Genomic DNA, 22074 nt, shown 5'->3' with positions numbered 1-22074 from the left:
CTTTCGTCAATCTCCAATGGCGTCAGAGGAGATGCCTCAGCCACTCACAGCTCCTTCTCGGCCAATTCCCTAAACCCATCCGGCACCGAGCGCGGACCTTCCAGCGCTACCGTGCCGTAGCCGACCGCCTCCTTGCCGAAGCGCTGGCGGATCTTGTCCACCGCCCGGTCGGCGCCGAAGCGCGCCAGGCCTTTGCAGCTGCCGGGCCTCAGCTTCTCGTCCGCCAGCCCGAGCGGCAGTTCGAGCTGCAGCTCGGCACGCTCCTCCAGATGCGAGACAGAGATGGCGAGCAGCGAGATGTCCCTCTCGCCCGGATGGGCGGCAAGCACGCCGCGCACCAGTTCCTCGGCGATCTCCGCCAGCATCGCGGTCGCCTGGATCGGGTGGTCGAGCGTGATCGAGCGGCTCACAGCGCGCAGATCAGCGAAGCGAACCCGCACCGTCACTGTGCGCCCGGGCCGGTCCTTGGCGCGCAACCGGCTGGCCACGCGGTCGGCCAGATGCAGGAGCGTCGGCACGAAGACGCGCGGCACTGCCGGCTTCCTGCCGAGCGCCGATTGCGCGCCGGCAGAATGCGCGCGGCGGTGTGCCTCGAGTTTTCGCGGGTCGCGGTTCCAGGCGAGCGCGGCAAGCTTCTGGCCGGCGGCATGGCCGATCAGCCGCTCCAGCGCGCCGCTATGGGTGCGCGCCAATTGCCCGATCGTCTCGACACCGATCTCGGCCAGCCTGGCCTTGGTCGCCGGGCCGACACCCCACATCAGCGTGACAGGCAGGTCGTGCAGGAAGGCGAGCTCGGTGCCGGGCTCGACCACTACCAGCCCGTCGGGCTTGGCCACCTGCGAGGCGATCTTGGCCAGATGCTTGGTCCGCGCCACACCGATCGAGATCGGCAGGCCGAGCTCGGCCTTCACCCGCTCGCGGATTTTTCGCGCGATCTCTTTCGGCGATCCGAACAGATGCGTGCAGCCGGCGACGTCGGCAAAAGCCTCGTCGATCGAGATGCGCTCGACCAGCGGGGTGAAATCGCCGAGCACCTTGATCGCCGCGTCGCCGAGGCGCTGGTATTCGGAAAAATGACCGCCGACGAAGATGAGCTGTGGGCAGAGCTCGCGCGCTTTGCGGCCCGGCATGCCGCCGCGCACGCCAAAGATTTTCGCCTCATAGGAGGCCGCCAGCACCACGCCCCCGCCGACGGCGATCGGCTTGCCACGCAATGACGGATCGAGCAGTTGCTCGACCGAGGCGTAGAAGGCGTCGAGGTCGGCATGCAGGATGGTGGCGGCCGCGGCGGTGTTCGTGGCGGCCATCGCGCGCTCCCATGGCCATTTGTGTGGCATTGCAGCATTAGCTGCGTCTTTTGTAAGGGGAATTAACGGAACATAAAGAGAACAAAAGAAGCTCTCTGTCAAGCCACCACGCTTGGCCGTGCAGGTTTCCACAACTGGGGCGCAGCCACAGATAGAACGCCGGTTGTGCGCATGACCTTTGCGCGGGACATGCCGCCGCAGGCTGAGGAGGGATCGCCTCGCGAGGCGATCCCTCCTTCGCCTCTGAACGTAAATTGCGACTGTCTGCGCTATGCCGGCTTGGCGTATTCTTCGGCGCTCAGCACCTCGATGCATTGGAACGGCTGGTTGCCTTCCACCCAGGCGTCGTGGCCGGGCGGGATGGTGTAGGAAGTGCCGGCCTCGATGGTCTTTTGCGTGCCGTCGGTCATCCGTACGGTGATCGAGCCGGACACGGCATAACCAACATGCGAGACCTGGCAGCTGTCGGTCTTGACCACCGGCTTCACGCATTCGGACCATCTCCAGCCCGGCTGCATGTTCATCCGCCCGAGCGTATAGCCTGGGAGCCGGACGATCTCGACACGCGTCTTTGCGGGCGCGCGGACCTCGTCGGGATTGTTGTGCGATTTGGATTCGAGTTTCGTCACCTTCATTGCAACTTCGGCCATGGTATCCCTCCCATGTGTGAAGCGGCGCCTGACGTTGCGATCGTCGGCGACCGCGAGTGTATTCATAAGCCTTATTATGAGCGATTGCTAATTAATTGAGGTGACCGCGAGCTCAGCCGAACGCTTGGCGCATTGTCGTGGAAGGCGGATATTCCAGACCCTCGGGCGACGGTCCCGGGCCATCTTCGGACCGAAGTCCCATCGCACGAACGCAGAGGCCCGACACGCCTATTTTCAGGAAACAACGACGGCACCAAAATCATTGGCTAGCAAGCCGCCGGACAAAGTCCCTTCATCGGCGGTTGACCACGGCGTGCCCGCTATTCCTGCGATATGGCGGGCACGCCTTTCCCCTGAAACCGCTCCTGGAGTTGCCAGCCGTGCAACCCGGTAAGATGATCGCCAATCTGTTTGCCGCACTGCTTCTGGCCGGCCTGGTCGGCGGCGTCTTCTTCGTCTTCGGCAGGCCGCTCTGGCCCGAGCGCCAGGCCCGTATGGTGATCCTTCTCCCGGTCGATACGATTGCGACCGGATCGCTGCGCCGAGCCTGCCTCGAGCCATGCCTGCCGGCCCGCTTCGATCTCAAGCTCGCGCCCGCCAGGCCGCGCGGATGAAGCCGGGCGCGGGAACCAGTCCGCGCCCCGGGCCGTTGACGGAGCGAAGGGATGGCGCTGGCGGAGGCCGCCATGGACAATTTCGAACTCATCGATCTTCTGTGCGTCATCGACGCCTGCGTGAGCGACCGTTCGGCCGGCCGTATCGTGCCGATGTCGAGGGCCGTCGAGGAGTTGCGCGTCCTGACCGGCGATTTCGTCTCGTCGGATGAGGACGCGGCCAACGCCTTGACACAGGTCGCGCTCAAGCGCGGCTGCGCCGTGCTCTTCGACGAGCGAGCGGGCGCGGATATTGTCGGCTAGGCGCAATCTCGTCCTCCTCCTGGCGGAGGAGGTTGGTGCTCATTTCGCCAGGGTGATCATCCGGCCCGCATACGCCGCCCGGCCTCCGAGTTCGGCCGTGCAATCCGACTTCACGGCCGAGTTCCCCGTCATCGAGATGGTATCGCCGACCAGCCGCAGGCAACTGCCCTGGGCGTTCATGTCCGAATTTCCGGCATAGGTGATGACGGCGTCCGGGGCGTAGATAAAGCCGCTGACCACGGAGCCCGATCCGCCGTTCAGCGTCAGCGCCTGGGTGTTGCCGTGAGCCTGGTAGACGGTGATTCCGGCGTAGGGGCCGCTGGTGGGCGGCGACAGGTTCACCTGTTCGTTGGCGTTGATATAGAGCTGTGAGTTCTCCATCAGGAAGATCGTCACGCCCTGGCCGCTCAGGCTGCCGTTGCCGCCCGGCTTTATGGTGACATTGCGCATGATGTAGGTGCCCGGATTGAGGGTGATCTTTCCCGACAAGGTCTTGTCGCAATAGGTACCCGGCGAGAGCGTCACCGTTTTGCCATTGGGCACCGGCAGGCACAGCGTATAGGCGGGAGGAACGACGTCGGCCAGCGGATCGAACGAAGCATACTGGTTCTCATGCGGCGCGCCGCAGGAAAGCGTGGCGTTCGGCGGCGTCAGCCCTTGCGTGCCGCCGACTGTCGAGACGCAGCCGGCGCTGACGATCGCCGAGCCGCCCCGATTGACGGCGTCGGGCGCGTCTGAATTGGCCGCGATCACGCAGCCGTTCATCGCCACATTGGTCGAGCCCTGCAGGTTGACCGCGCCGTCGGCGTGCTGATCGAGCGCGAGCACGCAGGCTTGCGCGCCGGGCTTGAGCTTGACCGAGGCGGTGCGCGTCGCCTGCCAGGCCGGCATGCCGCTGATGAAGGCCGGCCGGCTGATGCTCGACGACAGCGAAATGAAATAGGCGCCCGGATCGCCGCTCGCGCTGGCCTGGAAGGCGGCGAGGCTGCCCGATAGTTCCTGCGCGTCGGCTGCGCTCATATTGGCGGCGAAGAAGGTCTGGCCGAGTTGCTGCACGTCGCTTGCCGACATGCCTGGCAGGTATTTCGTGCCGATCGCCAAGCCGGCCGCGTCCAGCGAGTTCTGCAACTGCGCGGCGTCGTCGCTCGTGCCTATCAGGTCGATGGATGCCGCCACGCCAAGCATAAGCGGCACCATGGCGACCGCGGCTGCGATCGCAAAGTTGCCGCGCCTCGATGCCAAAAAACGTCCCAACATGGAGCTCGCCCTCGTCATATGTCCAAGAGTGATATGCGCGCCGTCTCTACGGTCGATTTCCAAAATAGATAAAATGCAGAGAGAGCTAAAATGCACGGTTTTACCGACGCTTAAACCTTAAGTCCGAGGCTTTATAGGCCTTAAGTCTTAGTGTGTGCGGCGCAAGGCGGGGGCAGCGGAGCGCTAGGGTCCCACCGGCAAAAATCGAGCGAAATAATTAGGCATTCGTTCATACGGCAATGATGACGTAACGGCTGGGATAGCTTGGGTGCGCTCGGCCATGGCCTTTTCAGGTCGGTTCATCAGAAATCTTTTTTCTCGACGCGGCTCTCGACGCTTTTGCGAAGGCAAGAGCGGCAATGTCGCCACCATTTTCGCGCTCACCCTGCCGGTCGTCGTCGGCGGCGCCGGGCTCGGCGTCGAGACCTCCTACTGGTACTATTCGAGCCTGAAGCTGCAGGCGATCGCCGACGCGGCCGCCTATGCCGGCGCGTTGGAAAAGATCGCCGGATCCAACACGGATGCCATCACCGCCGCCGCCGCGTCATCGGCCGCCTCGAATGGCCTTGGTGCGGGCACCATTGTCGTCAACACCCCGCCGGCGTCGGGACCGAACACGGCCAAGAAGGCGGTCGAGGTCATCCTCAACCAGGATCTCGACCGGATCTTCACGTCCATCTTCACTCAGACAAAAGTACCGGAGCGGGCGAGGGCGGTGGCGCTGATCACCGACGCCTCCAAAGCTTGCATCGAAGCGCTCAATCCGTCGGCCTCCCAGGCGGCACTTTTCTCCGGCAGCACCAGCGTCAAACTGGCCGGCTGCGTCATCATGGCGAATTCGATCGCCAACGACGCCATCAAAGTGCAGGGATCGGCGGGTCTTCAGGCTGATTGCTTGATCTCGGGGGGAGGCGTCGTACTGAGCAATCCGGTGCCGATGGTCTGCAAGGCCCCGATCACCCAGGCGCTGCCGGCGGCCGATCCGTTCGCCAGCTTGCCGGCTCCCGCGACCACGACCCCATGCCAAAAGATCAACGGCAACAAGACGACGCAAACGATCCAGCCCGGGACCTACTGCAGCGGCATGAGCCTCAACGGCAACATCACGCTTTCCCCCGGTGTCTATGTCCTCCAGGGCGACTTGAAGATCAATGCGGGTGCCGTCATCCAAGGCAGCGACGTTACGATCTTCATGGCCGGCAGCAACACTGTCAGCATGAACGGCAACGCCACCGTGACGCTGGCCGCCCCGACTACGGGCACCTATTCCGGCGTGCTGTTCTATGGCGACCGGACGGGGACCGCCGCGCAGAGCACCTTCAACGGCACCGCGACTTCGCTTTTGACCGGCGCGATCTACTTCCCCAGGCAACAGGTCAACTATCTCGGCAATTTCTCGGGCGTGAATGGCTGCACCCAGGTCGTTGCCGATACCATCCAGTGGTCGGGCAACTCGACCATCAACCAGGACTGCTCGAGCCTCGGGATGAAGGACATCCCGGCCGCTCAGGCGGTTGCGGTGGTAGAGTGAAATCCGCTGCCCGTCGACTGATGCCGGCCATTCGCGATGAATCGGGCATCGCCGCGGTGGAACTCGCGTTTGTCTTGCCTGTCTTGTGCGCGGCCTTGCTCGGAATCATGGACGGCTGGTCCTATGTCGCGGGTTCGCTGTCGATGCGCGCCGGTGTGAAAACGGCGGCCAACCTCGTGATGGCTGGCTCCGCTGACGACAGCGCGACCCAGACTGTCGCGCTGGCGAGCTGGGAGAACAAGCCTTCCGACGCGCAGGTTACGATTAGTCGCATCTATAAGTGTGGGACCACCGTGGTCGATGCGTCGACCTTATGCAGTGGACCGAAAGCGCCGTCCGTCTACGTCCAGATTCAGGCATCCGGCACCTGGATCCCGCCCTTCACCTTTGGTCCATACCCAGACAATACCGCGATCGGCCATGTGCAGGTGGTCCGTGTGCGCTAAACAAAGGCTCCGGCTTTCGGCATTTGCGGCTAATGAGGCGGGCGGCGCCGGTCTCGAATTCGCCCTGGTCGCGCCTTTTCTCATCATGCTCCTGTTCGGCATCTTCGCCTTCGGCTGGTCGATGAACAGCGTATCCAGCGTGCGCTACGCGCTCGAAGCCTCGGCGCGCTCCCTGCAGCTCAACAACACGCTGACGCAGGCCGACATCCAGGCCATCGCCACACAGAAGCTTCAGGCGCTTGGCCTGCGGAATGTGAACGTCACCATCACCACCGATCCGGCGAGCGGCGGGTTCCGCATGGCACACGTCAACGCCAGCTATGCCTTTGTCATCAGCTTTCCCTATTTCAGCAATTACCCGATCAGCTACACTACCTCGGTAGCCGTGCCCCTGGTCAGCAGCTAGAGGGACGAACGGATGTACCTTAGGATTCTCTAAAAAGCTGCAAGGCTGGCGCCAGCCAGGAATGCTAGGGATTTGCTTTCATCCAATATCAGGAGCGCAGCCATGACCTCGCTTGTTGGAAGCCAGCACGGCCCAGGCGCCGTGCATCAAGCGAGCAGACCCCAGGCGTCGGAAACTTTCCCGGGCAAGCGCGCCGAAAGCGTCGGCCACCTCGCGAAAGCCTCGGTCTTCGAGGCGGACATCGGCGAGCCGAATGCCCAAGGAAAATCCGCGTCCCGGATCGCCCGGATGGACCTGACCGTGCTTTCCCCGACCGGTTCAGGCGAAGGTCAGGAGCCGGAGACGGCAACCGACACGCCGACCGAGACTGATGGCACGGAAGATCCAAATCCTTCCGCTTGATGGCCGGCAAAAAGCCAGGCCCGCTTGTGCCTGGTGGCTAGCAGCCTTCCGTTGTGGTTTTCATCTGGCCGGGAGCGTTGGATTTGGCGCTCGTATCCTGTTGGCCAGGGGCCGCCTGCTTGGCACTGCCGGTCTGTTGCCCAGGCGCGCAGTCCTTCGCTGAATTCGAATTGGTCGAGTTCGTCGTGGTCGTGTCTGTGCCCTGGCTGCTGGGCATCGTCGTTGTGGTGGATGACGATGTCGATGAGCTACCCGATGTCGTGCCCGACTGCGCCGTCGCCAGACCACCGGACAAAGCAACAAAGGCGGCAACGAGAAGAATTCGTTTCATGGTGACTGTCCTTTTAGGCAATGTCCCTTCGCTTGTTTAACCCCGACCTTTCGGCAGGGTTCCAAAGGCGCAGGTGATCCGATTGCAGGGGATTGTCGCGGCGGCAATTGCCTCTTGGGACCATGGTCTGGCGAGACAAGGGCCTTCTTTGTTCCAAACGGCCCACAGATGCTAAGCCCTTTGTATTTACGTTAAATTTCAACGGGTTAACCTGGTGTTTTGGGAAAATTGCGGAGAGGCCGCGGCTATGCTCTCATTTCGCGACCGCAGTTGCTTAAAGTTTATCCGACGCCATTAGGAAATTCTCATAAGAGGCTGCCTAGCGGTTGGGCCATAGTGACGATTCATCTGCGGAGAAGCACAATGACATTGCGAAAGACACTTCTGGCATCCCTGGCCATTCTCGCGCTTGCGACCGCCCCCGCGCTTGCCGGCGCCGGCGGTAACGGCGGCGGCCACGGCAATGGCGGCAGCCATGGCGGCGGCAACGGAAACGGCGGCGGTAACGGTAACGGTGGCGGTCATGGAAATGGCGGGGGCAGCGGCAAGAGCGGCGCCTCGCACGGCAACTCGGCCTCGGCTCCGGGCCACAACAAGAGCGCCGATGCCAGCGCGTCGGATGACAACTCGACCGATGACGCGACGACTGACGATACGACCACGTCTGCCACGCCCAAGGACAAGAACATTCACGCCAAGCTCGGCCGGCTGAACTCGCTGCAGCGCAACATCAACGCTTATATGAATTCCAAGAGCAAGAAGTTCGCCGGCGTCCAGGCTTACGTGACGCAGGCCGCGGCAGCCAAGAACGCCCAGGCCAACCTCGACGCGGCAAACGCCCAACTGGCCGCAGACCAGAGCAAGCTGGCCGACCTCACTCAGCAACTCGCCGACCTCAACGCGACCGACACAACCGGCTTCACGCCCGAACAGCAGGCGGCTCTCGATGCGCAGATCGCCGACGTTCAGGGACAGATTGACGCCCAGAACGCCGCGATCAGCACCACTGATGCCCAGGCGATCGCCGATGCGCAGGCCGCGGTTGACAACGCGCCGCCTCCCACCGATGCGTCGCTGGACGCTGCCCTTGCCGACATGGCCAACAAGCCAGTCGACGCCGACGTCACCGCCTGGGCCAAGGATACTTTGGCGGGCAAGATCGACGTGCAAGCCGCGGCCACGGCGACAACCACAACAACCCCATAAGGCCGGACGAACCGACCGGAGGGCGAGCGAAAGCCGCCGGGCCTCGCCCGGCGGTTTTTTGTTGACAGGGCGACGGGCGCGCCGTCTCCGGCAGAAAAATGGCTCGCCTCAGTCGAGACGAGCCAAAGCGGGAGCCCTATTGCCGGGTGCTGATCCCGCACCAGGTTGCCACCTGTTTTCCGGGTGGCCGGCGGTCGAAACCGAGACGCCGGCTTGCGGACGCTCTACTGCGCGCCGCGGGATAATATATCGTGCTACGACATGTTTATCGCCGGCACGGCGGGCAGGCAATCCCTTTGATCTCGCACCGGCCAGGAACGGACTGCATTACACAAGAGCAAGCTCCAGCGGTGCCTTCATTCGCGACTGCCTTTGCCGTCGCAAGCCGTGCCAACTGCGGCAGTGCGCCAGACCTCAGTCGCCTTGTATTCGAGGGCGCACAGCGCCTAAGTCACCGACGCTGTTCTGCCCTCCAAGGCGCATGGCATGCTCCGCGGCCCGGTGGAACCGCCCAGATACGGGGAGGTGAGGAGAGGACGGTCGATTCCTGCGGGATGTAGCTGTTCCTTCGTCGTGCCCGCCGCTGGTTCAGGCCAGCAGGCGGACCTTTGACGATCAGGGCGACGCAAACCGGCTCATTCGGCGTGATCGAGCAGGCGGGTGGCGTCAGGGCGATTCCGGCCCTGCTTGACCCCGGCGTGATCTATGCCTTCCACGGTGATCGCGAACGTGCCGTTCTCCGTCCTGCCGATGAAGCCCTTCGACTTGAGGTACCACAGGTGGAACTCCAGGTGCTCGCGCGGGCAACCGGACAGGCGCTCGAGTTCGTCGTCGCCGATGCCCGGATTGTTGACGTCCCGCCGGCGCCTCACATAGAGAAGCGACAGCAGATTGGCCTGGATGACGGAATCTCGCTCCATGCCGCCGCCGTCGCGCGCTCCCTCGGTGAGTTCATGACGAAGACCCAGATGCTCGCGGTAAAGGATATCGTATTGAGCCCGCTTGACGGGGTCGCGGAGTGTATTGTTGGCTTCAACGATCTCGCTGAAGCGCGATTCATTGCCGGTTTCCCGATTGTCGGGGTGATAGCGCATGGCAAAGTAGCGGAAGATCCGCTCGATGGTCTCGGAATTGGCGTTCGGGCTTATTTCCAGAACTTCGTAGTAGTCGATGAACATGTAATCGCGCTTCCGAAATTACGGAAACCATTCCCCCAAGCCCAAGCATTGCCCAAATGCTGCGCGCTTGCAAGGTGCCGGTCCCAGTCTCGAACCGCCAAGGCCGGCGCGAATGTTCGCCATACGAAAATGTAAGATTGTGGCCACAATTGCGGGAGCTTTCGAGCCAAATTCGGCCATCGTCCTCGCGACTATTCAACAACGTTAAGGCGTGGGACGCCTTGTATTCAGGGAACGGTCGCGATGGAAACCAGACGTGGATATTCAATTTTTCAGATCGCGCTGCATTGGCTGATTGCAGCGCTGGTTTTATTTCAGCTCTTCTTCGGTGAGAGCATGACGGTCGTCGTGGACGCCGCCGAAGACGGCCAGCCGGCATCGGCCACCGACCAGGCGCTGGGCTCAGCTCATTACTGGGTCGGCCTGTCCGTTCTTGCGCTTGTGCTTGTTCGACTGGTCCTCAGGCTGGTATCCGGCGCGCCGGCCCCCGCCGGTCATGGATCGAGATGGATGCGGGTCGCCGCGCATGTATCGCACGGCCTGTTCTATGTGCTGTTGCTGGCGACGCCGGCAATCGGGCTTCTGGCGTTCTATCTGGGCGACCCTTGGGGTGACATTCATTCGCTTGCCAAGCCGGCATTCATCGTGCTGATCGCCGTCCACGTCGTGGCGGCGCTCTACCATCAGTTCTGGCTGAGGGACGGGACGCTGAAGCGCATGCTTTCGCCCGCCGGCTGATTGGGGAGATATGCTGGCCGGCGGCGTCTTCTGTGCGATGGCCGATCGGCAAAGGCTAGCGGCCGCGTGTCGGAAAAACCTTTGCCCCGTTGCGGTGGAATAAATTCCGGGCTTTGTTACGCTAGCTCTGCTTGGAATTCAGGTGGCAACCTGGATGGAGCCGACCTCAAGCCCGGCTCCCTTTTCGGCTCGCTTCGAAAGAGGCGAGCCATTTTTTTGCAAAACCGCCGCCAAACCTCGCGGCTTTCGCCCGAAGGCCGCACCGACTTAGGTGCGTCATGGCTAATATCGCTCGCACGATGTAGACTGCGCAGAGTCGGGTTTACAAAGGCATTGGGAGGACAACAAATGCCACGGGTATCGGAACTCTTCTTCAAGACGGCCATCGTCTTTCTCGTCCTGGGCGTCGCCGCCGGACTACAGATGGCGATTTCGGGCGATCACGGTGCCTTTCCGGCGCATGCTCACATCAACCTTCTTGGCTGGGTCACCAGCGCCATTTTCGGCGGCTACTATGCGCTCAACCCGGCCAAGGCCGAGCGCCGCATCGCCATGATCCATTACGGCCTCTATACGGTCGGCATCGTGATCATGCTGCCGGCGCTCTACTGGATGCTGGCGGGAGGCCACCCGGAGATCGAGCCGGTCGTGGCAATCGGCTCGCTGATCGTGGCCGCCGCGGTGCTGGTCTTCGGCTTCGTCGTCTTCTCGTCGACGGAAACGGTGCGCTCGGCCTCACCGGCCACCGCGCGCTAGCTGAGCGAACCGAGCAGGGATTTCAGGCGCGCCGGCTACAGCCTCCGATCAAGGAGAGCTGCAGCCGGCGTTTGGTTGCGCCGCATCGATTTTGTTGATGGCAGCCCATCGCCGATGCAAAGCTAGTGGCGGTCTATCGGCTCCGATGCAACGGATGGCGCCTCGGGCCCTGGCGCCGAGGTGTAGCATGGCCTTTGCGGTCGAATTGAAGAGGCAACGTGCCGGGCTATCGCGGCGTGGATGCCTGTGGACAAGCAATAGATGATCGGTCCGCGGCCCGGAACTGACGCAAAGCGATCAGGGAAGCAGTTTCGGGAACAGCCGCAAGATGAGGGCGTGGATGATGCCATCGCGCTCGAACGGTCCGGGCATCTTGGCGGGTGCCGCGCTTACGTCCGCTTTGCCTTCGTCGGTTACGCGGGTCTCACTGTGCACGAGCCAGAGCACGGCCACGAAATAGCCGGCCTGCAGAGCCACGGCCGCCAGGAATGTCCAACCGATCGCCATCCAGACAGATCCCGTGGACATGAAGGTCCAGCCGAGGATCACTAGAAGCGTGCCAACCATTCCCACAAGAAACTGCGGAAAATACATTTGCCCAACCGAGCGCCGCGACCATATTCGGCCATCAGCGATCTCGCCCATATCTCTACCCATTTTGACCCATGCACCTTTTCCGGGTGGACCGCAAGCTTGAACGGTTTGCCGGCGGCCCCATTGCCCTTTCGTCCGGCCCCGACAGGGACCACGGACGCAGGACTTCCGCTGTGACAACTGGCAATTGCGCCGGATCGTTCCCGAGCCGGCGACATTCAAGTCATGCCTAATGGACCGCAGCGCATGCGGGCGACTGCCTGCCGGGTTTAAGATGCCTCTCCACGCAGAAAGGCCCGCCGCCTGGGCGGGCCCTTATCCGCTATGCTGACCGGATCAGCTCAGGATCACTACGATCTTGTAGGTGTCCGGGTCGACGATGACGATGCGTCCATCGGCCAAGACGAAATACTCATAGTTTTCATAAGCCGGAACGATCTTGACGATCCGGGCCGGCAGACGGTGCAGACGCACCTTGTGGCGCGGCACCTCGACGCCGACGGAGATGTCGAAGCTGACGTCGCGAACCGGTTCGACATGACTCTCATGAATGACCTGCGTGATCTGCGTCCTCTGTTCCACCGTCACGTTATTGATCGACGCCGTCTTGTTCTGGTCGGTCTCGACGTTGGTGTTGCCCTGGGCGTTCTGCTGGGTGGTCGTGCCGGTCTTGCCCTGGGCGTTCTGCTCAGTCTGCATCTTGGTGGTGCCCTGAGCGTTCTGCTCGGTGGTCGTGCCGGTCTTACCCTGAGCCTGCTGATCGGTTTGGGTCTTCGTCTTGTTCTGGGCATTCTGCTGGGTCGTCGTACCGGTCTTGCTCTGGGCGTTCTGCTCAGTCTGCATCTTGGTGGTGCCCTGGGCGTTCTGTTCGGTGCTGGTGCCAGTCTTGCCCTGCGCCTGCTGCTTCTTCTTCAGCTGTGTGTTGTCCTGGGCGTTCTGGTCAGTGTTGGCGCCTGACTGACCCTGAGCCTGCTCTTCGGTCTTCATCTTGGTCTTGCCTTGAGCCTGCTCTTCGGTGTTTGCGCCGGCCTTGCCCTGGGCGTTCTGCTGGGTTTGCGACTTCATCTCACCCTGGGCCTGGCCGCCCGCCTTGCCGCCCTTTTGGCAATCGGCCGTGCCGGCCGTGCAATTATTGTCGCCGCCGCTCGGCTGCGCGGATTCGGTCTGCGCCATCGCGGCGCCGCAACCGACGCCGAGCGCGATCATGCTTGTGATCAGCAGATGTTTCATTGGATTTTCTCCTCGGAAAGTCGGTCCCTTCGGATGGGTAACCCAGCCCGAAACGCATTGTTCCGAAATTGTTGCCACGGTCGGAGGCGATGGTCGCGGAACACGGCGGCAGTTGTTTTTGCAGGCGCCGGTCCAGTTTTGCAGGAACAAGGGTAGGCGAACGGCGTTACGGCAATGCCGACCCGCTGTGGAAAATCGCAGGCGCAGCATTCAGGCGATTCGATTCAGATCCACATAGGAGAGACGACCAATGAAAATGCACCTCACCTCCGCCGCCGCTGGCTTCCTGCTGCTTGCTGGTATCGGCGCGGCTGCCGCGCAGGATGTCGTGATCGCGCCGGAGCAGGAAACCGTCATCAAGGAATACGTGCATAAACAGCCGTTGGCCTCGGTCAAGGTTCCGGGCGTCGAGCTGAATATCGGCAGCACGCTTCCCGACACGGTCGAATTACATGAAGTGCCCAACGTCAAATACCGTTACGTCGTCGTCGATAACCGGACGGTGATCGTCGACCCCGGTACCCGCAAGATCGTCAAGGTCCTCGATTGATCGATAGCGCATCAAATCGGATGGCCCGCCGCCTGGTTACGGCGACGGGCCATTAACCGATTATTATTTTGTTACCATGTGCTAACGGAACCTTCCCTCAGCGCTTGAGTTAGCGGCTCTGGTTCACGTTGTCTCATAGACAACACAAACCAATGGCAACGTGATACGGGCGGTGGCGAACAAGTACGGGCGGGGCGAGGAGGAGTTTGACCAACATGTCGAAACGAGAAATCGGAACATCCCGTTCGCTCGGGATGCGTGTCGCCCATCTCAAGGCCAGGATGCAAGACGCCCGGATCACCGAGCATGAGATGAAGGCTTTCCAGAAGGTCGCGGCGATCATGGGGGGCGGCGAGGGCTCCCTACGCATTGAGGCCGACGATCTGATCGCCGCGTCCTTCGTTGCCGAGGCGCTGGGCGAATCGGCGCCGAACTGACAGCGGCTACCAGTCGAGATCCCGGATCGTTTCAGCCCGACCGTCAGCCGGGAAGGCGGCGGTCGGCAGGCAAGATGGACGTCAGGAGGCGCCGAGCTTGCTCCCAGGATCGGCCGGCCAAATCCCAAAACTTGCAGGACAACGCCGATCACATGGTGTGCCGAACGCGTCGAGGCTGGGCCTAGCCAGGCACGTGCCGGTTTGGTGCCCGGCTTTCGCGTGCCCGGATTCGCCTGATCTTTGCTTCGCGCAGCACCGCGACGGGATCGGCGCCCGTCCATTCGATCCCGGCCTTCCGCGCGAAGACCAGGAACGCCTGTCGCGCCTTGTCGAGATCGATCTCTCCGCTCCGCGCCGCCTCACAGGCGCGGAATGCGTTGGCGTAGCTGCCGCCCCGCATGGCCTGGGGCCATTCCTTGAGAAAGTTCTGCATAGCGGTAAGAGAGGCGATCTCGCGCTTGAAGCCGGCACCCACCGCGATGGCGACGGGGGGGCGAAGTTCGATGTCGCTTCTGATGGAGCCTTCCTGCATGACTGCGGCATCCTTAGGATTTCAAAGACTTGGGCAGTTTCAATGCCTTCCAATGCGGAGCCGATGCGAAGGTTCCGCCAAATCAATTAGTCGCCGCTGACGGAACAACACCCTGCCGGCGGCGTTTGCCCCGGGAGCTCCCATGTTCGACCTGCTCGTGTTTCCGCCCCTGCGGAGGCAGGGCGGAGCTCACCAACGCAACAGGAGAGAAACGATGAAAACCACCCTCATTCCAGCTGTCGCCGGCTTGGCTCTGATGGCCGGCATCGGCATCGCGGCCGCGGACGAGGTGATCGTCACCCCCGAGCAGCAGACCGTGGTCAAGGAATATGTCCACAAGCATCCGATCGCCTCGGTCAATGTGCTCGGCCTTGAGCTTGGCGTCGGCTCGACCGTGCCTGACACCGTCGAGTTGCAGCAGGTTCCGGACGTCCAGTACCGCTATGCGGTCGTCAACGACCATACGGTGCTGATCGATCCCGGCACGCGCCGCGTTGTTCAGGTGATCGAGTAGATCCAGCCCTGGAAGAGCCCGATCCTCCGAAGCACTGGGCAAGGATCGGGCTCTTTTCGCATCCGGGCATAAGGCCTAAGATAGGGCAGTGGTTTGGGAGGCAACGAAGCGCGGAAGGAGTCGTTGCCATGCATCATCCACACGTCGAATCACCTGACATCGCACGCCAAGTCGACAAGCTTTTGGCCGAGCATAGGACTGGCCTGCTGTCGATGCACGAGGCGATTACCCTGCTACGCCAGCGCACGGGGACCGACCGCTCTGACGCGGATTTAGCCGGATTGATTACAAAAAAGGCAGCGCATCTGGGCATCGCGGTCGTTACCGACGGACACTGAGCGAAATTGCCGTCCAGGTCGGGTCGCTTGTTCGTGATACCGAAGACGACACGCGAAAATTCGGCTAATGTTCGCGCCGGGGAACCGTCCCAACATCAGGAGGCGACAGTGACGGACGACAGGCACGAACGCATTCGCCAGCGCGCGCACGAGATCTGGGAGCAGGCCGGCCGGCCCGAAGGCGCTCATAAGGAGCATTGGGACCAGGCGACGGCCGAAGTCGATGCGGCCGGCAAGCCGAAAGCCAAGAGCCCGAAAAAGGCCGCCGCCGCCAAGGCCGACAAGCCGAAAGCGGCCAAGGCGGAGAAGCCCGCCAAGGGCCCGGCCAAGGCAAAGTCCCCCGCCAGGAAGACCAAGGGCTGACCGCCAGCCAAGGCCTGCCCCCTTTTCACCGATCATGTGACGGTGCGACGCTCCGTGTGAGAACTGTGCCCGGAGGCTATACCGACCATGCGCAAAGTCGTCTTGATCATGACCATGTCGGTCGACGGATATGTCGTAGGGCCGGTGGGAATGTCGACGGGCGGTTTTCCTGAACCGGCAGAGCTCAAGTGGTGGAAACTCGATCGCATCAGTCGCGCTGGCACACACATCATGGGCCGCGTGAGTTACGAGGAAATGGGGCCGTACTGGCAAAAATCCGAGGATGCCTATGCCGCGCCGATGAACGACATCCCCAAGGTCGTGTTTTCGAAAACGCTGAAAGAGGCGACTTGGCCAGAGTCCACTATTGCGAAAGGTGACCTGCACGAGGAAATCGCTAAATTGAAAAAGCAACCCGGCGGCGAAATTATTGCATGGGGCGGCGCAGAGTTCGCTCAGGCGCTGTCGAAGGCAGGTCTGATTGATGAGTATGTCATCCTGACTCGGCCGATCGCCTATGGCGGTGGCAAACCGCTATTCAGCGGTTTGACGGACGCGCTCAAGCTAAACGTCCTCGTGACGGCCGCTTACGATAACGGCACCATGCTTCGCATCTACGCTCCCCGCTGAACCGTCACGACCTCTGAGCGAAGGCTTCGACCATGGCGACCGGCTGACCGGCACGCTCGGCATCGCCGCCGCCAGCAGCCACGCCGGCGGCATGCGGGTTGCAATTAAGCTATAAGAGGAGGCTATCGCGTCCCTTGCTTTCCGGCGTATCGCGCGACCGCGCAGAGGAAGGCAAGCGCTGCCATGTCGCAAGCTGCGCGTGACGGCGACGGACCTTTGGCGAAAAGGACCGCGTCGGCAACCGGGACCGTCAGGCCATGCTTGCGGGCGAATGAAGTGACTTCGTAGGGCTGATCGTCAGGCTGTATGCCGATGTCGATTTGTTGGTCCATCAAAGCGAAATTCCTCCCTGGTATACGGCTTTACCCTCCTTCGCCTGCGCAGAATTAACGCCCGGCCGCTCGCCCGCGTCCACCAATTGGCGATTGTGTGAAACGATGCATTTTTCGAGGCCCAGAGCCGAGGGTTGCAGCGGCATGATTGTTCGCGTCGCTGGCGGCCTTGGAGTTCCTCCCTTCTCTAACGGAAGAGGTCAGAACGCTCTCACCACGCATCGCTCGATCGGGCAAACCTGACCCCCGCGGCGATCATCGCGCTTTCGCATTCGCTGATCAGCCTGAGGTTGCGCAAATACCGCGCCGCCGTCTCCGGCAGCCAGGCCGCGCACGCCTCGACATAGGCGCGGCCATGCACCAGCGTGCCGGTCGAAAGCCGCTCCTCCTTTTCGGCGATCACCTTCAGATATTGCCGGATGAAGCGGATGTCGTCGGCGATGTCCTGGCTGGCCATGCGCCAGGCACCGGCAAGGCGTTCGCGCTCGGCGAGCGGCAAAGGCGACAACAACGGATGGGAGAGGTCGGCAAAAGCGGCATGGTTCGCGGTGTTCAAGCAAATTCCCTCAAAGGAAGGCAAGTATCGTACTTTACGTACGAAACGCAATCAAGCGAGATTCGTACAATTTGAACGACAAAATAGGTTAGATAAAACGGTTATAACCGGCATCTCCCATAGGGAGATGGGCGCCTGGCCCAACTGACACCGCAAGAAACCGCTTTCCCAGCACCGCAAACAGTGCTTTAACCCCGCCATCCACAGGGGTGCTCCGTACGGTCGGGGCTGAGATGGTGGCGGCAAGCCTCCGGACCCTAAAGCTGATCTGGATAATACCAGCGGAGCGAGGCGGGCCATGTTTTCCGGCGCACAGATTTCCCTTTATCCCATGGCCGACGATTTCGTCGGCGTGATCCTTGGCGCGCTTGGCGCGCTCGATCCTTACCGCGACAGGCTGAGGATCGAAACCGACGATATCTCGACGCTGCTGGTCGGGCCGCCCGAGGTGCTGTTCCCAGCCATGCGCGACCTGTTCGTGGCGGCCGCCAAAAGCGGCAGGCACTGTGTGCTGTCGGCCGCCGTCTCGCGCGGCTGCCCCGGCGAGCCGGATGACCCGATCTGCCGCTCCGAGGAGATCGGCGGCCCGGCGATCCCGCTCGACGAACGCAAGCGCGCCGCGCTGCGCGCCGTCGGGGCCACGCTTTCGACCAACCAGCCGGTGGCGGCGCAATTCTCGCTCTATGTGATGGGCACCGGCGACCACATGGACGAGATCTATGGCTGCATCGACTTCCTGAAACGGTCGGGCGTCTTCGAACGCTCCAAGCATTTTTGCACCAAGCTGCGCGGTGACGCCGGCGCGGTGTTCGCCACGCTGAACGAAGCCTTCTGCCGCTTCGGGCCGGGCGCCGGTCACGTGACGCTCGACATCACCATTTCGGCGAACAGCCCGACCGCGGCTTGAGCGCAAGCTCGATCTATCGAGGTAGATGTCGTGGCTGTTTGGCTTGATCCATCGCGTGGGGGAGATGCCCCCAGTCCCATCTCGCAGGAGAGAGGGGAACCTTCGGCGATTGGCGAAACCCGAGGTGACGGCCAATCTCCCCCCTTGCGGGGGAGATGCCCGGCAGGGCAAAGGGGGGTGCTGTCCCGCCGGCCTCTCAACTGGTTGCGCGCGCGGCGTTCGCTAATTGCTTTCGCACAAGTTTCGAAAGCCGGCGTTCCTTCGCGCCCCCCTCTGGCCTGCCGGCCATCTCCCCCTCTAGGGGGGAGATCAGCCTTCACCACGACCGTCGCGAAGATCTTCCCCGCTGCGCTGGCTTTCGCTCTCCTTCTCGTCGCTTGGGAACTCTGCGCACGCCTCGGCGGCATCGCCCCCACCGTGCTCCCTGCACCCTCGCGCGTGCTGGCGCAGGCCTGGGAGAACCGAGCGGCACTGGCCGACAACACGCTTCCCACCATCTGCGCCACGCTGGCGGGCTTTGCATGCTCGCTCGTTGCCGCCTTCATCCTCTCGGCGCTGGTTGACTTCTTTGCCCCCTTGCGCCGCGCGCTGTTCCCGCTCCTGATCGCCAGCCAGACCTTGCCGCTGGTGGCGATCGCGCCGCTGGTGGTGCTTTGGTTCGGCTTCGGGCTGTTGCCGAAGATCCTGCTCGTGGCGCTGGTCACCTTCTTTCCGATGATGGTGGCATTGGTCGAGGGCTATGCCGCCACAGCCAAGGAAATCAGTCAGATGCTCGCCGCCATGGGAGCAGGGCGCCGGCGCATCTTCTGGCTCGCTCGGTTGCCGTCGGCGCTGACCTATTTCTTCGCTGGACTGCGCATCTCCATCACCTATGCGGTGGTCGGCGCCATCTTCGCCGAATATGCGGGTGCCGCCAAAGGGCTCGGCATCTATATGCTCAGCGCCAAGAACAATTTCCGCCCCGACCTGGTGCTCGCCGCCGTCGCGGTCAGCTCGGCGCTGACGCTCACGCTGTTCGGCCTCGCCGTGCTCGCCCAGCGTCTCGCCATGCCCTGGGAAAATGCAAAGAGCGAAAGGGCGGGGCGCTATGGCGACAAGCCTTCCCGGGAGGGCCGGCCATGACCCGGCTCGAGCTCCGCAACATGCGAAAAAACTTCGGCGCGCTAGAGGTTCTGGCAGGCATTTCGCTGCATGTCGAAGAGGGCGAGTTCGTCTCGATCCTCGGCCCCTCCGGCGCGGGCAAGTCGACACTGTTCCAGTTACTCACCGGCGCGATCCGGGGCGAGGGCGAGATGCGCTTCGACGGCGCGCCGCTCGATGGCGCCCGCTTCGCCTTCATGCCGCAGCGCGATGCGCTGATGCCGTGGCGGCGCGTCATCGACAATGCGACGCTGGGGCTAGAGGTGCAGGGCATGAAGCGCCGCGCGGCGCGCGAGCGCGTGGCCCCGTTGTTCGCCGAGTTCGGCCTTGCCGGCTTCGAGCGCGCCTGGCCGGCCGAGCTGTCCGGCGGCATGCGCCAGCGCGCGGCATTGCTGCGCACCGTCGTGCAGCAGCGCGACATGCTGCTCCTCGACGAGCCGTTCGGCGCGCTCGACGCGCTCACCCGCGCGGCCATGCAGCGCTGGCTGGAGACGATGTGGCGAAACCATCGCTGGACGGCGCTGCTCATCACCCATGACGTGCGCGAGGCGGTGCTTCTGTCCGACCGTATCTATGTGCTGTCGGCGCGGCCCGCGCGCGTGGTGCGTGAGGTGGCTGTGCCGCTGCCGCGCCCGCGCACCGAGAGCACGGCGTTTGCCCGCAAGGCGGCCGCGATCGAGGCCGGCATCCTCGACATTTTGCTCGGCGCCGCCGAACCGATTTCCCGACCATCCGATGGAGAAAACCGATGACCGATTTCACCCGCCGCCAAGTGATGCTTCTGGCCGCCAGCCTGCCATTTGCCGGGACTGCTGCACGTGCCCGGGCCGCCGCGCAAAAAATCACCGTCGCGCTTGACTGGACCGTCAACACCAATCACATCGGCCTGTTCGTCGCCCGCGACAAGGGCTTTTACCGCGATGCGGGCATCGAGGTCGAAATCCTGCCCTATGCCGACACCGGCTCGGGCACGCTGGTGGCCAGCCAGGTCGCCGATTTCGGCATTTCTGGCTCGCTCGGCCTGTTCACGCAAAAGAGCGCAGGCGCGGATTTGAAGGCCGTCTATGCCGTCGTCCAGTCGGAGACCGGCCGCGTCGTCTTCAACGCCGACCGCGCCGCCATCAAGACTCCGAAAAATCTCGACGGCCTGACCTATGGCGGCTTCGGCAGCGCCTGGGAGAACGCGCTGATATCGACCATCATCCGCCATGACGGCGGCAAAGGTGAGTTTTCCACTGTGACGCTGGGTACCTCGGCTTATGAGGCATTGGCCAGCGGCGCGGTCGATTTCACGCTGGAAGTCTCGACCTGGGAAGGCGTCGAGGCCGGACTGAAAGGCCTCAAGCAGCGCAGCTTCCGCTATGCCGATTATGGCGTGCCGGACGAGCACACCACGTTGATCGTCTCCAGCAACGCCTTCCTCGCCGCCAACCGACAGGCGGCCGCGGCCTTCGTCCAGGCGACGCGGCGCGGCTACGCATTCGCCGTCGATCATGCGCAGCAGGCGGGCGAGCTGCTGATCGCCGCGAACAAGGATACGCTGACCAACCCGGCGCTGGTGCACGCCTCGCTCAAGGCGCTGAACGACGGGCACTTCCTGAAAAGCGCGGACGGCGCCATCGGCACGATGGACAAGGCCAAGATGGAGGCGATGGGCGGGTATCTGTTCGCCTCGGGAATATTGCTTGATGGCGACGGCAAGGTGCTAAAGGAGCGGCCGAATCTCGGGGCCTATTTCACGAATGAGTTTGTGGGGTAGGGCCACCCCTGAGTGGGCACGAAGGAACTCAATGTCTCAGGAGGCCCGCAAGTTCACTTCAACTATCGGCCTTCTTGCGGCTGAACAGCCTTCTCAGCCACACCAGCGGCAACAGCACGAGGAAGGCGCCCTTCTTCAGCACCAGCAGCGCCAGCGCGATCAGCCCGACGCCGGCGGCCTTGCCGTATTTGACCCCGAGCATCGTCGCCAAGACGCCCAGCGCGCCGTAACCGGCCACCTTGTCGCCGCTGGAGAATTCGAAATAGGAACTGCCGGCCTTTGGCTTGTAGGCGTCGGCCGACGCCTCGACGATCTTTTGCACGGCATCGCTCGTGATGTTGCCGTTCACCGGCACGATCTTGATTGGGACATAGCCCTGGCGGTCGAAGACCGAGACCGAGATGTTGATCGTCCTGTCGCCGGCCCAGTTCAGGATGTTGGCGTAGTAAAGGATATTCTTACCCTTATCGATTTGCGGATAAAGGAGCCAGCCGTCGAAGCGGATGTCCTGTCCAAGCCGTTGCGACTGCGCTTTGACCGACTCTTTGAAGCTCTCCTCCAGGGAACTAATTTCTTCGTTGCGGTCGGCGCTGTCCCAGTCCGCTAGGCTGACATAGCCGTCCGACACGGGCTTTTCGACGGTGAGATTATCGATCTCCGGCGTGAAGCCGAAGATCAACTGGTCGATCGTACCGCACTGGTCGCGGTCCCAGCCGAACTCCTTCACCACCAGGTTGCAGCGGTCCTCCGGCTTCAGGTAGAAGGCGGCGCCGCCAGCCGGAGTGATTGTGCCTCTGGCGGCGCTCAGAGGCTGGATAAAATTTTGCGGATGATAGTCCGTATCCTCGGCATGCACGATGGCCGGCTGCGCCAGGAAGCAGGCATGCGCCACCATAATGAATATCAGGTTTTCCCTGACCGACTTGTTCATTACCCCCTCCCCTATGGACCCAACCTCACGCATCCGTGATATAAGAGTATTTCGAGGACAAGCACAAGACGAAAAGTTCTCTTTTTGTTCTTTGCCTCAACCATAGCCCTGCCGCACTGCTCTTGAGGCGACATGC

Annotated in this window: 29 protein-coding genes and 1 riboswitch; of the genes, 20 read left to right on the top strand and 9 right to left on the bottom strand. The window is 62.5% G+C overall.

The window, feature by feature from the left end; genetic code table 11:
- Positions 1-44: 44 nt before the first annotated feature.
- Both dinB and LB523_RS24625 read right to left on the bottom strand, forming a co-directional pair.
- On the bottom strand, positions 45-1307 hold the full coding sequence (dinB, locus tag LB523_RS24630) for a DNA polymerase IV (RefSeq protein WP_224607820.1): 1263 nt from the start codon (positions 1305-1307) through the stop codon (positions 45-47).
- Positions 1308-1576: 269 nt separating this feature from the next.
- The gene (locus LB523_RS24625; protein ID WP_224607817.1) at positions 1577-1957 is read right to left on the bottom strand and encodes a cupin domain-containing protein; all 381 of its coding nucleotides are present in this window, start codon (positions 1955-1957) and stop codon (positions 1577-1579) included.
- A 380-nt stretch (positions 1958-2337) separates the two neighbouring features.
- On the opposite strand from LB523_RS24625, the gene LB523_RS24620 reads away from it, so the two are divergent.
- The gene (locus tag LB523_RS24620; protein WP_140845413.1) at positions 2338-2571 is read left to right on the top strand and encodes a polymerase; all 234 of its coding nucleotides are present in this window, start codon (positions 2338-2340) and stop codon (positions 2569-2571) included.
- A 72-nt stretch (positions 2572-2643) separates the two neighbouring features.
- The gene (locus LB523_RS24615; RefSeq protein ID WP_140845461.1) at positions 2644-2874 is read left to right on the top strand and encodes a hypothetical protein; all 231 of its coding nucleotides are present in this window, start codon (positions 2644-2646) and stop codon (positions 2872-2874) included.
- A gap of 39 nt (positions 2875-2913) precedes the next feature.
- Here the strand turns inward: LB523_RS24615 and LB523_RS24610 are convergent, their stop codons facing one another.
- On the bottom strand, positions 2914-4131 hold the full coding sequence (locus tag LB523_RS24610; RefSeq protein WP_224607815.1) for a TadE/TadG family type IV pilus assembly protein: 1218 nt from the start codon (positions 4129-4131) through the stop codon (positions 2914-2916).
- A 280-nt stretch (positions 4132-4411) separates the two neighbouring features.
- On the opposite strand from LB523_RS24610, the gene LB523_RS24605 reads away from it, so the two are divergent.
- The 6 genes from LB523_RS24605 to LB523_RS24580 all read left to right on the top strand — a co-directional run bounded on the left by LB523_RS24605 (position 4412) and on the right by LB523_RS24580 (position 8453).
- The gene (locus LB523_RS24605) at positions 4412-5662 is read left to right on the top strand and encodes a pilus assembly protein TadG-related protein (protein ID WP_224607810.1); all 1251 of its coding nucleotides are present in this window, start codon (positions 4412-4414) and stop codon (positions 5660-5662) included.
- A complete protein-coding gene (locus LB523_RS24600) occupies positions 5659-6108 on the top strand; it encodes a TadE/TadG family type IV pilus assembly protein (RefSeq protein ID WP_224548500.1) in 450 nt (149 codons plus the stop codon). The genes LB523_RS24605 and LB523_RS24600 overlap by 4 nt, the downstream gene beginning before the upstream one ends.
- Positions 6098-6514, top strand: coding sequence for a TadE/TadG family type IV pilus assembly protein (locus LB523_RS24595; RefSeq protein ID WP_224529651.1), 417 nt, complete (start codon positions 6098-6100; stop codon positions 6512-6514). Before LB523_RS24600 ends, LB523_RS24595 begins: the two co-directional genes overlap by 11 nt.
- Positions 6515-6616: 102 nt before the next feature.
- Positions 6617-6916 (top strand): hypothetical protein, encoded by a 300-nt coding sequence (locus LB523_RS24590; protein ID WP_224607809.1) that lies wholly within the window; start codon positions 6617-6619, stop codon positions 6914-6916.
- A gap of 119 nt (positions 6917-7035) precedes the next feature.
- Positions 7036-7287 (top strand): hypothetical protein, encoded by a 252-nt coding sequence (locus LB523_RS24585; protein WP_224548515.1) that lies wholly within the window; start codon positions 7036-7038, stop codon positions 7285-7287.
- Between the two features lie 323 nt (positions 7288-7610).
- The gene (locus LB523_RS24580) at positions 7611-8453 is read left to right on the top strand and encodes a hypothetical protein (RefSeq protein ID WP_224607806.1); all 843 of its coding nucleotides are present in this window, start codon (positions 7611-7613) and stop codon (positions 8451-8453) included.
- Between the two features lie 635 nt (positions 8454-9088).
- Here the strand turns inward: LB523_RS24580 and LB523_RS24575 are convergent.
- Positions 9089-9631, bottom strand: a complete 543-nt coding sequence (locus tag LB523_RS24575; protein WP_224529647.1) for a J domain-containing protein — start codon at positions 9629-9631, stop codon at positions 9089-9091.
- 243 nt (positions 9632-9874) lie between these two features.
- On the opposite strand from LB523_RS24575, the gene LB523_RS24570 reads away from it, so the two are divergent.
- Positions 9875-10369: a cytochrome b gene (locus LB523_RS24570; protein WP_224607803.1), complete on the top strand. Its 495-nt coding sequence runs from the start codon at positions 9875-9877 to the stop codon at positions 10367-10369.
- A gap of 348 nt (positions 10370-10717) precedes the next feature.
- Complete coding sequence (locus LB523_RS24565) at positions 10718-11125, top strand: hypothetical protein (RefSeq protein WP_140845421.1); 408 nt, start codon at positions 10718-10720, stop codon at positions 11123-11125.
- A gap of 297 nt (positions 11126-11422) precedes the next feature.
- Here the strand turns inward: LB523_RS24565 and LB523_RS24560 are convergent, their stop codons facing one another.
- Positions 11423-11770, bottom strand: a complete 348-nt coding sequence (locus tag LB523_RS24560) for an exopolysaccharide production repressor protein (RefSeq protein ID WP_224529620.1) — start codon at positions 11768-11770, stop codon at positions 11423-11425.
- Positions 11771-12055: 285 nt separating this feature from the next.
- Positions 12056-12949 carry a DUF1236 domain-containing protein gene (locus LB523_RS24555; protein WP_224607801.1) on the bottom strand — a complete coding sequence of 298 codons (894 nt, stop codon included), beginning with the start codon at positions 12947-12949 and terminating at the stop codon, positions 12056-12058.
- 250 nt (positions 12950-13199) lie between these two features.
- Here LB523_RS24555 and LB523_RS24550 point away from each other — a divergent pair, with 250 nt between their 5' ends.
- On the top strand, positions 13200-13499 hold the full coding sequence (locus LB523_RS24550) for a DUF1236 domain-containing protein (protein ID WP_224529617.1): 300 nt from the start codon (positions 13200-13202) through the stop codon (positions 13497-13499).
- A 215-nt stretch (positions 13500-13714) separates the two neighbouring features.
- Positions 13715-13936 carry a hypothetical protein gene (locus tag LB523_RS24545; protein ID WP_140541743.1) on the top strand — a complete coding sequence of 74 codons (222 nt, stop codon included), beginning with the start codon at positions 13715-13717 and terminating at the stop codon, positions 13934-13936.
- A gap of 181 nt (positions 13937-14117) precedes the next feature.
- Here the strand turns inward: LB523_RS24545 and LB523_RS24540 are convergent, their stop codons facing one another.
- Complete coding sequence (locus tag LB523_RS24540) at positions 14118-14468, bottom strand: DUF982 domain-containing protein (RefSeq protein ID WP_095768289.1); 351 nt, start codon at positions 14466-14468, stop codon at positions 14118-14120.
- Positions 14469-14682: 214 nt separating this feature from the next.
- Here LB523_RS24540 and LB523_RS24535 point away from each other — a divergent pair, with 214 nt between their 5' ends.
- The 4 genes from LB523_RS24535 to LB523_RS24520 all read left to right on the top strand — a co-directional run bounded on the left by LB523_RS24535 (position 14683) and on the right by LB523_RS24520 (position 16313).
- Positions 14683-14982 (top strand): DUF1236 domain-containing protein, encoded by a 300-nt coding sequence (locus LB523_RS24535; protein WP_140541659.1) that lies wholly within the window; start codon positions 14683-14685, stop codon positions 14980-14982.
- Between the two features lie 128 nt (positions 14983-15110).
- Entirely contained in the window at positions 15111-15320 is a 210-nt protein-coding gene (locus tag LB523_RS24530) for a hypothetical protein (protein ID WP_095768291.1), read from the top strand.
- 108 nt (positions 15321-15428) lie between these two features.
- The gene (locus tag LB523_RS24525) at positions 15429-15683 is read left to right on the top strand and encodes a DUF2934 domain-containing protein (RefSeq protein WP_140845423.1); all 255 of its coding nucleotides are present in this window, start codon (positions 15429-15431) and stop codon (positions 15681-15683) included.
- A gap of 87 nt (positions 15684-15770) precedes the next feature.
- Complete coding sequence (locus tag LB523_RS24520) at positions 15771-16313, top strand: dihydrofolate reductase family protein (protein WP_224607798.1); 543 nt, start codon at positions 15771-15773, stop codon at positions 16311-16313.
- Between the two features lie 543 nt (positions 16314-16856).
- Here the strand turns inward: LB523_RS24520 and LB523_RS24515 are convergent.
- Entirely contained in the window at positions 16857-17201 is a 345-nt protein-coding gene (locus LB523_RS24515; RefSeq protein WP_224548528.1) for a hypothetical protein, read from the bottom strand.
- 195 nt (positions 17202-17396) lie between these two features.
- A riboswitch (TPP riboswitch) is annotated at positions 17397-17509 on the top strand.
- Between LB523_RS24515 and LB523_RS24510 the strand changes: the two genes are divergently transcribed.
- From LB523_RS24510 to LB523_RS24495, 4 genes are all read left to right on the top strand, one after another.
- The gene (locus tag LB523_RS24510; RefSeq protein WP_224607795.1) at positions 17500-18108 is read left to right on the top strand and encodes a Ykof family thiamine-binding protein; all 609 of its coding nucleotides are present in this window, start codon (positions 17500-17502) and stop codon (positions 18106-18108) included. It overlaps the preceding riboswitch by 10 nt.
- A gap of 336 nt (positions 18109-18444) precedes the next feature.
- Positions 18445-19230: an ABC transporter permease gene (locus tag LB523_RS24505; protein ID WP_224607911.1), complete on the top strand. Its 786-nt coding sequence runs from the start codon at positions 18445-18447 to the stop codon at positions 19228-19230.
- A complete protein-coding gene (locus tag LB523_RS24500) occupies positions 19227-20000 on the top strand; it encodes an ABC transporter ATP-binding protein (RefSeq protein ID WP_095768296.1) in 774 nt (257 codons plus the stop codon). Before LB523_RS24505 ends, LB523_RS24500 begins: the two co-directional genes overlap by 4 nt.
- The gene (locus tag LB523_RS24495) at positions 19997-21007 is read left to right on the top strand and encodes an ABC transporter substrate-binding protein (RefSeq protein WP_224607792.1); all 1011 of its coding nucleotides are present in this window, start codon (positions 19997-19999) and stop codon (positions 21005-21007) included. Before LB523_RS24500 ends, LB523_RS24495 begins: the two co-directional genes overlap by 4 nt.
- 58 nt (positions 21008-21065) lie before the next feature.
- On the opposite strand, the gene LB523_RS24490 is transcribed toward LB523_RS24495, so the two are convergent.
- Positions 21066-21938 carry a DUF2167 domain-containing protein gene (locus tag LB523_RS24490; RefSeq protein ID WP_176477074.1) on the bottom strand — a complete coding sequence of 291 codons (873 nt, stop codon included), beginning with the start codon at positions 21936-21938 and terminating at the stop codon, positions 21066-21068.
- Positions 21939-22074: the final 136 nt, after the last annotated feature.

Origin of the sequence: Mesorhizobium sp. ESP-6-4, assembly GCF_020164735.1 — a bacterium.
Classification (GTDB): Bacteria; Pseudomonadota; Alphaproteobacteria; order Rhizobiales; family Rhizobiaceae; genus Mesorhizobium.
The sequence above is the reverse complement of the archived record's forward strand: the minus strand, read 5'-3'. Positions and strand labels throughout refer to the sequence as shown.